The 11,846-nt window shown below is 34.4% G+C and carries 16 protein-coding genes; 12 read left to right on the forward strand and 4 right to left on the reverse strand.

Features of this window, described 5'->3' with window-relative positions; all coding sequences use genetic code 11:
- The first annotated feature begins 299 nt into the window (after positions 1-299).
- Entirely contained in the window at positions 300-1,214 is a 915-nt protein-coding gene (locus CI949_RS11330; RefSeq protein WP_290766582.1) for a DMT family transporter, read from the forward strand.
- Positions 1,215-1,240: 26 nt separating this feature from the next.
- On the opposite strand, the gene cysK is transcribed toward CI949_RS11330, so the two are convergent.
- The 4 genes from cysK to CI949_RS11350 form a co-directional block, all read right to left on the reverse strand.
- On the reverse strand, positions 1,241-2,158 hold the full coding sequence (gene cysK / locus CI949_RS11335; RefSeq protein WP_290766585.1) for a cysteine synthase A: 918 nt from the start codon (positions 2,156-2,158) through the stop codon (positions 1,241-1,243).
- 83 nt (positions 2,159-2,241) lie between these two features.
- Entirely contained in the window at positions 2,242-3,249 is a 1,008-nt protein-coding gene (locus tag CI949_RS11340; RefSeq protein ID WP_290766588.1) for an aliphatic sulfonate ABC transporter substrate-binding protein, read from the reverse strand.
- A gap of 24 nt (positions 3,250-3,273) precedes the next feature.
- Complete coding sequence (locus CI949_RS11345) at positions 3,274-4,032, reverse strand: ABC transporter permease (protein WP_290766591.1); 759 nt, start codon at positions 4,030-4,032, stop codon at positions 3,274-3,276.
- Positions 4,013-4,804, reverse strand: a complete 792-nt coding sequence (locus tag CI949_RS11350) for an ABC transporter ATP-binding protein (protein ID WP_290766594.1) — start codon at positions 4,802-4,804, stop codon at positions 4,013-4,015. The genes CI949_RS11345 and CI949_RS11350 overlap by 20 nt, the downstream gene beginning before the upstream one ends.
- Before the next feature lie 191 nt (positions 4,805-4,995).
- Here CI949_RS11350 and CI949_RS11355 point away from each other — a divergent pair, with 191 nt between their 5' ends.
- The 11 genes from CI949_RS11355 to CI949_RS11405 all read left to right on the forward strand — a co-directional run.
- Positions 4,996-5,445 carry an Rrf2 family transcriptional regulator gene (locus CI949_RS11355; RefSeq protein ID WP_290766597.1) on the forward strand — a complete coding sequence of 150 codons (450 nt, stop codon included), beginning with the start codon at positions 4,996-4,998 and terminating at the stop codon, positions 5,443-5,445.
- A gap of 78 nt (positions 5,446-5,523) precedes the next feature.
- A complete protein-coding gene (locus CI949_RS11360) occupies positions 5,524-7,458 on the forward strand; it encodes a copper-translocating P-type ATPase (RefSeq protein WP_290766600.1) in 1,935 nt (644 codons plus the stop codon).
- Between the two features lie 196 nt (positions 7,459-7,654).
- Complete coding sequence (locus CI949_RS11365; RefSeq protein WP_290766602.1) at positions 7,655-7,786, forward strand: hypothetical protein; 132 nt, start codon at positions 7,655-7,657, stop codon at positions 7,784-7,786.
- Positions 7,776-8,120 carry a hypothetical protein gene (locus CI949_RS11370; RefSeq protein WP_290766605.1) on the forward strand — a complete coding sequence of 115 codons (345 nt, stop codon included), beginning with the start codon at positions 7,776-7,778 and terminating at the stop codon, positions 8,118-8,120. Before CI949_RS11365 ends, CI949_RS11370 begins: the two co-directional genes overlap by 11 nt.
- Complete coding sequence (locus CI949_RS11375; protein WP_290766608.1) at positions 8,104-8,421, forward strand: helix-turn-helix domain-containing protein; 318 nt, start codon at positions 8,104-8,106, stop codon at positions 8,419-8,421. Before CI949_RS11370 ends, CI949_RS11375 begins: the two co-directional genes overlap by 17 nt.
- Positions 8,422-8,657: 236 nt before the next feature.
- Positions 8,658-9,362, forward strand: a complete 705-nt coding sequence (locus tag CI949_RS11380; RefSeq protein ID WP_290766611.1) for a PspA/IM30 family protein — start codon at positions 8,658-8,660, stop codon at positions 9,360-9,362.
- Positions 9,363-9,364: 2 nt separating this feature from the next.
- On the forward strand, positions 9,365-10,018 hold the full coding sequence (locus CI949_RS11385) for a hypothetical protein (RefSeq protein WP_290766614.1): 654 nt from the start codon (positions 9,365-9,367) through the stop codon (positions 10,016-10,018).
- Positions 10,019-10,034: 16 nt separating this feature from the next.
- Positions 10,035-10,262, forward strand: a complete 228-nt coding sequence (locus CI949_RS11390) for an SHOCT domain-containing protein (protein WP_290766616.1) — start codon at positions 10,035-10,037, stop codon at positions 10,260-10,262.
- Between the two features lie 226 nt (positions 10,263-10,488).
- Positions 10,489-11,136, forward strand: coding sequence for a class I SAM-dependent methyltransferase (locus CI949_RS11395; RefSeq protein ID WP_290766619.1), 648 nt, complete (start codon positions 10,489-10,491; stop codon positions 11,134-11,136).
- A gap of 83 nt (positions 11,137-11,219) precedes the next feature.
- Positions 11,220-11,429 carry a heavy-metal-associated domain-containing protein gene (locus tag CI949_RS11400; RefSeq protein WP_290766623.1) on the forward strand — a complete coding sequence of 70 codons (210 nt, stop codon included), beginning with the start codon at positions 11,220-11,222 and terminating at the stop codon, positions 11,427-11,429.
- 68 nt (positions 11,430-11,497) lie between these two features.
- Positions 11,498-11,846 (forward strand): SoxR reducing system RseC family protein (locus tag CI949_RS11405; RefSeq protein WP_290766626.1); only part of this gene is annotated, 349 nt, incomplete at its 3' end.

Below are 11,846 nucleotides of genomic sequence, written 5' to 3' on the forward strand. Positions count from 1 at the left end.
ATACTAAAATAATAATATCTTATATTGGATAACTTTATTTTATATAAGATTTGGATAAATATAATAGTTATTCTGCGAGAGTATTTTAGAGTTAGAGTTAACATTGATTTTTTGATAGACTCAGAGACTGTTTAATGCTTAGTTAAGTGTTTATAGGAGCTTGATTTTCATCTAAAAATGATACAAATAAAAAAAATAAAATAATCTTCATTTAAGCCTTTACATAGGGACTGTATACTTGTATAATGAGTGGCAGTTAAAATTTGAAAGACAATAAATTTATTAATGAGGTGTTAAAAGTGGATGATGATGAGAAGGGTATAATGTATATGATTTTGTCTTCAGTATTTTTTGCATTAATGGCAGCGATAGTTAAATTTTTGGGTGATATTCCATTGACAGAGAAGATATTTTTTAGAAATCTTGTAGGAATTTTATTTGGGTTATTTATTGTTAGTAGAAATGGAAAGAAAATAAAGCTCAATAATTTTAAGTTAGTTTTATTAAGAAGCTTGATTGGGTTTTTAAGTATTGCAAGTTATTTTTATGCACTTACCCAGATGAAAATGGCAGATGCAGTCATCTTAAATAAAACATCACCATTTTTTGTAATGATTTTTGCTGCCCTATTTTTAAATGAAAAGATTAAAAAGACCCAGCTTTTTTCTCTATCTTTTGCAGTTATTGGAGCTTTATTTGTAATCAAACCAAGTTTTGGCTCTGAGATGATACCTGCTTTAATTGCATTAAGTGCTGGAATATTATCTGGTATATCATATACCCTTTTAAGACACTTAAGAAAAAGTGAATCATCAGAGACTATTGTACTTGCATTCTGTACCTTTTCAACCCTGGCAACCTTACCTTTTCTTTTCACAGGGAAATTTGTTGTTCCAGATCTGCAGGAAGTTTTAGCTCTTTTTGCACTTGGAATATTTGCAGTATTAGCTCAGTTTTTTTTGACTAAAGCCTATCGTTTTAGTAAAGCAGGAGATGTATCTATTTATGCATATTCTAATATAGTTTTTTCAGTTATTATTGGAATAATTATTTTTAGTGAGATACCTGATTACTTCAGTGTTTTTGGAGGGGCAGCGATAATTCTGGCAGGATTTATTAACTTTTATGCATCAAGGCTGCGTAAAGCTGCTAAGGTTTCAACAGCTAGTGAAAGGGAAAAGACTTCCAAAAGAAGAGCAACTAAGGCCTCTTAATTGAGGCCCTGTAATTTAGTATATATTTAACTGAAAAATTCTCCACCAAGATATCTCTGGCCGGTGTCTGCAGCAATAGCAAGGACCTTTTTTTCGGGACCTAAATCTTTAGCTACTTGTAGAGCTGTCCAGACAGCTGCACCAGAAGAAGGGCCGAGCAAAAGACCTTCCTCAGCTGCCAGTTTTCTGGTGGTTTCGATTACTTCCTGATCAGAAATATGATAGATTTTATCATAAATAGAACTGTCCAGTGTTTGGGGGATGAAACCTGGTCCTGTACCGGGTATTTTATGTGGACCTGGTTGTCCTCCAGCTAGAACAGGAGAGTTTTCTGATTCAACAGTGTATATTTTTAATTCGGGCAATTTTTCTTTTAGTTTATTTCCGGTGCCAGAAATCGTTCCACCTGTACCAGCTGAGGCTACAAAGGCATCCAGCTGACCATTCATTTGCTCTAATATTTCTAAAGCAGTTGTTCTCTGGTGGACAGCAGGATTTGCCGGGTTTTCAAATTGATTTGGAATAAAGGAATTATCAATTTTGCTTTTAAGTTCTTTTGCTCTGTCAATTGCTCCCTGCATAAGCTTTTGGGCAGGAGTAAGTACTACCTCAGCTCCATAAGCTTTTAAAATATTTATTCTTTCCTGAGAAGCACTATCTGGCATGATTATAATACATCTATAACCTCTTGCAGCAGCAATCATTGCCAGTCCTATGCCTGTATTTCCACTTGTCGGTTCTATTATTGTTCCTCCAGTATTAAGTTTTCCAGTTTTTTCGGCTTCCTCTATCATATTTAAAGCAGGACGATCCTTTACACTGCCGCTGGGATTAAAATACTCTAATTTAACATAAACATCTGCATCATTTTTATTAGTAAGTTTTTGTAATTTAACAACCGGTGTTTCACCAATTAATTCTGTTATATTATTTACTACCTTCATTTTTACCCTTCCTAACTTTTTAAGATTATCTAAACAGTAACTTTAAATACATTATTTCAAAATTCCAGGTTAATAACAAATTTTTATCTGGTTATTTTATTTAAATATGTGGAGTCGATAAATCCATTTAAATTAGGATCACCTTTAATAAAGCCAAGTTCTGCCGAAAGATCGGCCAGTTTTTGGACTACAGAACTATCAAGTGCAGAAGTAATATTGGTTCTCTGCATTGAACGCTCAATAATCTCAATAGATAATTCCTGACGGGTTATCTCTTTGATCTGCTGCTGAATAATTTTGCTGCTCTGAACTGGATTATTATTTATATATTCAACTGTTTTCTGGTGTGCCTGAAGAAAGTTATCAATTAATTCTGGATTATTATTGATAAACTCACTGCTTGAGACAACTAAAGCGGCAGGTAGTTTACCATTCCAGGGCATCTGATCCCAGTCAACAACTACTTTAGAATTAAGATCTGATTCCATTCTTGCGGCCCAGGGTTCGGAAACTACTGCAGCATCAAGCTGTTTGGTAGCAAATAGACCAACCATTGTTGCTGGCTTTTGAGCCCGGTGGTCAATACTTCCTCCCCGGCGATTTGTATTTAAGTTGTGATCTTTAATTAACTGTCTAAAAAGCAGGTCATGAGTACAGCCAAGGGCAGGAGTTGCAATAATTTTATCTTTTAAATCTGTTACAGAATTATATTCAAAATCACTGCGGGTAACTAAAACTGTTCCACCGGTACTTGCACTGGCCAGGGCTTTTACATCTGCCCCCTGCAGATAGCGGTTAATTGCTGGCCCGGGTCCAACATAGCCGAGATCAATTTGATTCGTAGCCAGAGCATTCATAAAAAGAGACCCGTTAGGAAAAATTCTGGTGTTGATCTTGATACCATTTAAGTGGTCTATAAATATATTTTCACTAACTCCAACTATTGCCGGTGCATGAGTTATATTGGGGAAGTATCCGATAGTTATTTCTTCAATCTCAGAAGCTGCTGCCCCCGTTCCGGTGGCTGTAATAATCAATAAACTAAGTACTGTCAGGATTAAAATACTAAATTTTAGATTCTTTTTTCTCATAATTTGAATTCTCCTTTTCAAAAATTATTTGTTGTTTAGCCCCCAGCGGTTGAGGACTACTGTTTCTAACTTCTTAAATAAAAAATTGTCTGTCAGATAACCAATTGATCCAATGAGTAAAATAACTGTAATTACCAAACTCATATTACCCATATCTCTACCCCACATTAAAATCTGTCCGAGACCATCACCACTTCCAATTAGTTCTCCGGCCATTAAAGCCCGCCAGGAAAAAGCCCAGGAAAGACGCATTCCGGTTATTAAATGAGGAACAGCTGCCGGTAGAATTACCTTCCAGAAAAGTTGAATCTTATTAACTCCCATAGTTTTTGCAGCCTTAATTAAAACAGGCTGAACATTTTTGATACCTGTACTGGCGTTAATTACCATATTCCAGGTACCACCAAGAACTACTACAAAAATAATTGCTTTTTCTCCCATTGAAAACCAGAGTAGAGCTAGTGGAAGCCAGACGACACTTGGTACACTCTGCAGGGCAAGTATATAAGGTCCAATTGTATCTTCAATCAGCTGGAAACTGGCAATTAGAACGCCCAGTATCAGACCACAGAGAAGAGAGAGGCTGTAACCAATTAGTAGTCTTTTAAAACTTGCTGTGATGGCAAAAATAAATGTTCCATCTCTAAAACCTTCAATTAAAGTTGTTAAGACCATTACAGGAGAAGGAAAGAGAAAATTAGGCCAGATATTTAACTGAAATAAAAACTGCCAGATCGTCAGAATAAATAAAATAAAAATTGATTTAGGTAGCAATTTTTTCATAAGTTTTTTCACCCTGTATTCCGATTTCTTTTTTTAGTATATTTAAAATTTTATTTTCTATTCTAATTAAGGAAGGATTTTCCCTATCTCGTGGTTGAGGAATAGTAATTTTAAATTCTTCAATAATTCTTCCCGGGTTGCTGCCAAAAACAATAATGCGGTCAGAAAGTTTAACAGCTTCTCTAATATTATGAGTGACAAAGACAATAGTTTTTTCTGTATCCTGCCAGAGATTTATTAGCTGCTGATGGAGCATTAACCTTGTCTGTTCATCTAAAGCTCCAAATGGCTCATCCATTAATAGAATTTCTGGATCTAATACAAGTGCTCTGGCAATTGCTACTCGCTGTTTCATTCCTCCAGAAAGTTGGTGGGGATAAGAGTCCTTAAAATCTTTAAGCTGGACTGCTTCTAACTGTTCTAAAGCTTTTTGATATGCTTTTTCTTTACCAATTTTTTTGATTTTAAGTCCAAAAAGGACATTTTCTATAACTGTAAGCCAGGGAAATAAAGCAGCTTCCTGAAAGACCATAACTCTATCATTTCCTGGATGCTCGATCATTTTATTTTTGAGCATTACCTGTCCGGAAGAAGCAGGAATTAGACCTGCTAAAATATTTAAGAGGGTCGATTTGCCACAGCCTGAGGGACCAATAAAACTAATAAATTCTTTATCCTGAATTTTTAGATTAATATCCTTTAAAACTTCCAACTGATTTCCATTTTCCTGTTTGAAATTCTTATTAAGATCTTTAATATTAAGTAAATTCATTTTCTCACTCCTAATCTACGGTAAATCTATAGGAATTAACATGTATACTGTCTAAAGTATATATAGAGAACTTCAATTTGTCAAGGGCAATTTGCTTTTGATTTCCTGCTGTAGTAAAATTTTATTAGTAAAAGAATTTACATAAAAGTCTGATTATTTCTTTTATACTAATTTAAGAGGTGTTTATAAAAATGGAAATTTCAACTCAAGGAAGATATGGTGTTAGGGCTTTAATAGATCTGGCAGTAAATGCGAATTCTGGAGCGGTTTCACTGCGTGAAATATCAGAAAGACAGAATATATCAGAAAGATATTTAGAACAAATTTTTGCAGTTTTAAAAAAGGATGGCTTAATCAGAAGTGTTAGGGGTGCTCATGGTGGTTATTTGTTAAATAGAGCACCTGAGGAAATAAGCATGGCTGATATTTTGAAAATTTTAGAGGGTAAAATAGCTCCAGAAATTCAGATTGAAAATGAAAATAGTGAGGAAGCTGTTTTTCAATCTGTAGCTCAGGAGGTCTGGCTGAAGCTAGAATCCAGGATGCAGAAGTTAATGGAATCAATTACCCTTGCTGATTTAAGTCAGCGTGTTGTGGAAGTTCAAAAAGAAAAAGGAGAAGGGCATATGTATTATATATAATTTGACTCAATTAATTCCGAGTGTTATACTATGATTAAGATACATTACAGGGGTATAGTAAACTGAGGAGGTATTAAAATGGATCATCAGAAAATGCTGGAGGATTTTAAAAAACGTTTTAAAATATCTTTATTGATAACAGTTCCAATTTTAGTGCTTTCACCTATGATTCAGAGCTTTTTTGGTTATACATTTGAATTTGCAGGTAGTAATTATTTAATGTTTATCCTGTCTACAATAATATTCTTTTATGGTGGTTGGCCCTTTTTAACAGGCCTCAAAGATGAGTTAAGTGTTAAAAATCCAGGTATGATGACTTTAATTGCCCTGGCAATTTCTGTTGCTTATTTTTACAGTTCAGCAGTTGTTTTTGGTCTGGAAGGTAGATTCTTCTTCTGGGAACTGGCAACTTTAATCGTAATTATGCTTTTAGGACACTGGATTGAAATGCGTTCAGTTATGGGAGCCTCTCAAGCGCTAGAAGAACTAGCTAAGTTGATGCCTGATCAGGCTCATAAAATTGTCGATGGAGAGGTAAAGGAAGTTAAAATAAAAGAGCTTAAAGAAGGCGATCAGGTTCTTGTCAAACCTGGAGAAAAGATTCCTGCTGATGGTGTAATTTATGAAGGAAATTCTTATATAGATGAATCAATGTTAACAGGGGAGTCAGAACCTGTAGAAAGAAAAGAAGAAGATGAAGTAATTGGTGGTTCGGTTAATGGAGATAGTTCAATCAAGATTAAAATAGAAAAAGCAGGAGATGAAAGTTATTTATCTCAGGTTATAGAGATGGTAAAGGAATCTCAGGCAGCAAAGTCAAAAACTCAAAACTTTGCCGACCGAGCAGCTTTCTGGCTGACCTTGATTGCTATTACTGCAGGTACTATAACTTTTGGCAGCTGGTTTTATATCACTGGCGATCTAGCTTTTGCGATTGAAAGAATGGCAACAGTTATGGTTATTACCTGTCCTCATGCTCTTGGACTTGCAATTCCACTGGTAGTTGCAGTTTCAACAACTTTATCTGCGAAAAATGGTCTTTTAATCCGCAACCGAACAGCTTTTGAGAATGCCCGCAAGATTGATACGGTGTTATTTGATAAAACTGGAACCTTAACTGAAGGTGAATTTGGAGTTGAGGCAGTAGAAACTTTTTCTGATGAATACAATAAGCAGGATATTCTGCAGAAAGCAGCCTCTTTAGAACAGGAATCAGAACATCCAATTGCAAATGGAATAGTAAAAAAAGCTGAGGCTGATCAAGTTGAACTGCTGAAAGTTGATGATTTTGAAATTATGAAAGGTAAAGGTGTAATTGGAAAGATTAATGGTACTGATCTGAAAGCTGTTTCTCCCGGTTATCTGGAAAATAATGAAATAGAAATACCTGAGGATGCTTTAAAAGAAGGTCCATTTACAGAAGTATTTGTCTTAGAAGCGGATAATTTAATTGGAATGATTAGACTGGCCGATCAGATTAGAGAAAGTTCTTATGAGACTGTTCAGAAACTTAAGGATAAAGGCATCAAAGTTAAGATGCTGACCGGAGATAATCAAAAAACTGCAGAATATGTAAGTAATGAGCTAGGCTTAACTGACTTTTTTGCTGAAGTTTTACCTGACCAGAAGCAGCAAAAAGTAGAGGAGCTGCAGGCAGAGGGTGACTTTGTTGCGATGACTGGTGATGGAGTAAATGATGCACCTGCACTTGCCAAAGCAGATATTGGGATTGCCATTGGATCCGGGACAGATGTTGCCGCCGAAACAGCAGATATAATTCTAGTTGAAAGTGATCCCATGGATGTACTAAAGCTGATTGATTTTGGTAGTTTGACATTTAAAAAGATGCTGCAGAATCTTTTCTGGGCCACCGGCTATAATGCCTTTGCAATTCCACTAGCTGCAGGAGTTCTGGCAGGTTTTGGTATTATGATTTCTCCTGCTGTTGGAGCTGTCTTAATGTCAATGAGTACGGTTATAGTAGCAATTAATGCTAAGATGTTAAAGTTTTAAATTTAGTTTAAATGTAAATTAGTTGTTCTCAGACAGAACTAATAAAAATTAAATATTAATATTTTATAACCTCAGTTACTTTAAAGTTTTAAAGCTGGCTGAGGTCTTTTTTTTGCAAAAAATGATTTATATCATAGCTGTGTCCCTGAAAAATAGTTATACCGGTGGTACAAAGTAATCGGGGAGGTTGTTTGAGATGAAAAAGAAATTAAAAATAGTTGTTATATCTGGTGTTTTAATTGCAGTAGGTTGGTTAAGTAATTTATTAAATTTTAATTCGCTAATTTTTAATACAGCTATGGTGGCAGCAGCAGTAGTTGCCGGTTAGCAAAAATCCTGGAGATGAAGTTTTCAGCGGGACCATAAATAAAAATGGCTATCTGGAAATTAAAACTGAAAAGGTTGGAGATGACACTACCTTTGGCAAAATAATAGAGCTGGTAGAGGAGGCACAGGAGGAAAAAGCTCCAACTCAAAAGTTGATGGAGAGATTTTCTAAATATTATACTCCGGGAATTATTTTGCTTTCAATTATTTCCTATTTTTTCAGCGGCAGTGTCAGACTTTCATTAACTCTGCTGGTCATTGGCTGTTCGGGAGCACTTGTTATTTCAACCCCGATATCTATTGTGGCTGGGATCGGTAATGGAGCCAAAAAGTGAAGGCTATAAAGTGGCTATGGTGGGAGATGGAATTAATGATACCCCATCTCTGGTAACAGCTGATATTGGAATTGCAATGGGAGCAGCCGGTACAGATGCTGCTACAATCTGTCTGCTTCCTAAAAATGAACTGGAAAAATTAATCAAATTACCGCTTAGTCGGGATGGTCTGGCAAATTTAATTGGAACAACTCAGGAAACTTTAAGCCGTAAATTATCAGAACTGCAGCAGGAAAACATTATATCACTGCAGGGACAGAAAAAGATTTTAATAAAAATTGCTTATAATAAAACTGGTTAACTAATTTTTTTTAGATGCTTTCCTATTTGAGGGGAAGCATCTTTTTTTGACATTATTAATCCTGAGCGTTATACTTTATTTAAAGTACATAATAGGGGTATGATTATTTTATGATTATGTTTATATTTAGACTAACACCATGATAATTTATAATTTATAGATAAAATTCATAATTCCTTCATATTTAACTATTATTATATAATTACCTGGTAAGGGTATAAGGAAGGAGTTATTAAATGAAAATATTTAAGAGGATGAAGAAAGTATTTCAGGCAAAAATAAGTAAATTTGTGGATGAAGTTGAGGATCCCGAAGAACTATTGGATATATCTCTACAGGAGATGAAGGAACATTTACAGCAGGTACAGAAGTCTTTATTAGAGCTAACTACAATCAAAAAGGGTCTGGAAAAAGAATTAGAAGATATTAAAGATAAGGTAAAACTTGCCCAGGAGCAGGCGCAGACTGCTATGGATATAGAAAAGGAAGAACTGGCACGTGCTGCTCTAGAGAAAAAGGCGGACTTAAATGGAAAAAAAACTACTTTGAAAACTGAAATAGAAAAAATAGAAAGTAAGATTGAGGTCATTAAATCTAATAAGAGAAAACTAGCTGAACAAATTAAAAAGCTAGAAACGAAAAAAGAAGAGTTGACTTTTATAAATAAATCTGCCGATGCTCAGCTGGAAGTAAAAGAGATTATTACCGGGGCCAGCAGTGATATTACTGATTTAAATGAGCAGATCAAAAGAGCTGAAGAAAAGATAAAGAAGAAGGAAGCAAAAATTTCTGCCATAGATGAGTTAGTTGCTGATGGTGAGTTAGTAAATGATCTTAATGCAAAAGATGATATTGATAGATCTCTTAATCAAATTCAGCGTGATTCAAAAATAGAAGAAGAACTTGCTATTCTAAGAGCTAAAAAGATGGGGGATGAATAATAATGGGATGTGGAGGAGGTTTAAATGATCTTTTTCGAGCCTATGGTAGTAGATATGACAGCAGAAATACAGGATATGATGATCGACGGCCGGATGATACTCAGGAAAAGATTTCCCTCATAAAAAGATTATATGCTGAAGGCAGGATTGGTAAAGACAGATATAATTCATTAAAAGATAGAGCTTATAATGGAAATCTTTCTTTTGAGCAGTTGATGGATATTAAAGAATCGAGTCTTGACAGCAGAGAAAACAGTTTACAGGACAATGAAGTAAAAGAAGATGAACCGAATAATAAAAACAAAAGCATTAATAAATATAAAGAAAAAATTAAAGAATTAAAAAGTAGTAAAGAAAAAGTTGAAAGTTTAAGGTCAAAGATTGAAAAACGCCTTAACGAATTAATAGAGGAAAAAGAAAAAACAGAGGAAATGGCTGAATCAATGGTATCCTCCAGTGAGGAAACTGCCAGAAAATATATAGAAAAAAAGCTTGATCTTGAAGAAAATATTCAGGTATTGCAAAAGAGAAAAAAAGAATTAGAAAAACAAATTGATGAGATTGATAAAACGATGAAGGTAATAGATACAAAAATGCTTGATTATGAAGCTGTAGAATTACAGGAAGAATTAGAAAACATTAAAAAAGATATTTAGAAAGGGGTTTTAATAAATGGGATATTGTTATGGTTTGAATGGATATGGTTCTGGTTTATTAGGTAGTTATTGGTGGATAATGCCTCTGTTATTCTGGGGGCTTATTATAACAGGGATTGTGTTTTATATAAAATCACAGAAAAACCGTAGTAGTAGGGAAGCTTTAAGTATTTTAAAACATGAGTATGCTTTAGGAAATATTTCGAGGGAAGAATTTTTAACTCGCAAAAAAGACTTACAATGATTTTTAATGAATTTAGTTTATAATGAAGTTGGTTAGGAATGCTATAGATTAATATCCAGTTTATATATCAAATTTATTATTAGAATAATATAAGAGATATAAATAGCGGCTCCTTTATGGAGTCGCTTTATTTACTTCTTAACCTTGACTAAATTAATCCCGAGTGTTATACTATACTTAAGATACTACATAGGGGTATCTTGTATTGAAAGAGGTGTTTTTACCAATGAGTAAAAATAATAAAATCAAAAAACGCTATGACCGAATTGCTCCGGTCTATGACTCTTTAGAAGTGCTGATGGAAAAGGGAAAGATGGGAAGCTGGCGTCAAAATCTATGGCAGAAAGTGAGTAGAAAAATTGATCAATCTGAATTGAACAGAAGTGAGATCAAATTACTGGAAGCTGGTGTCGGCAGCGGCAAGAATATCGAATATTATCCTAGTCAAATTGAAATTTTTGCTATAGATTTCAGTCCTAAAATGCTTAAAGAAGCAGAAAAAAAGGCTAAACAATATAATAAAGAGGTAAATTTGTTGGAAATGGATATTCAGAATCTGGATTTTAAAGATAATTATTTTGATCTGATTGTCACCAGCTGTGTATTCTGCTCGGTTCCTGATCCGGTTAAAGGTTTAAAAGAACTAAAAAGAGTGCTCAAAGAAGTCGGCAGAATAATAATGCTGGAGCATATGCGCAGCCAGAATGAGCTGGTAGGTAAGTTTATGGACTGGTTTAACTGGGTCAGCCTTTATACCTGGGGAGCCAATATTAATCGTAAAACAGTTGAAAATATAGAAAAAGCGGGTCTGGAGCTGGTTGAGGTTAATGATTTGATGTCTGATATTGTTAAAGAAATTGAACTTAAAAAGTAATTCAATCTTGACAGAAACACTTAGTGATGTTATCATACACTATACCCCCTACATGTATAAAGTATAAAGGAGATGTTAATAAAATGAAAAAGACCATTATTATAGAAGGTATGTCATGTGAACATTGTGAAATGCACACTAAAAAAGAATTAGAAAAAATTGACGGTGTTATTTCTGCAGAAGCTGATGCTGATCAGGGTCAGGCAGTAGTAGAAATGGAAAAAGAAATAGCTGAAGACAAGTTAAAGGCAGCTGTTGAAGAAGCTGGCTACGAATATATTAAAACAGTATAAATTTAAAAAAATTTAATCTTAATATACATGGTAGGGGTATAATCTTTTAAAACAGGAGGTATACTCTATTGGAAGAATTAGCTACTGTAGTTAAGAGGAAAAAGAATATGGCAGAGGTTAAAATAACCAGATATTCTGCCTGCAGTAAATGTGATAAAAGCTGTAGTCTCGCTGGTAACAGTCATGATCAAGATGAAATTTTTTTAGAAGTTGAAGACAAAGTTGGTGTTAAAAGAGGTGATCAGATTTTAATAGAAATGGAAAAGGGAAATGTTTTATTTGCTACTGTAGTTGTTTATGTAATTCCAATTTTTTTAATGATAGCCGGCTACTTTTTTGGAGTCTGGGCGGCATCCTTATTAGAGATAGAGGCAACCGAGCTGGTAGGTATTGTTGGTACTTTTATTTTTCTAATTC

Source organism: Halanaerobium sp. (assembly GCF_003070835.1).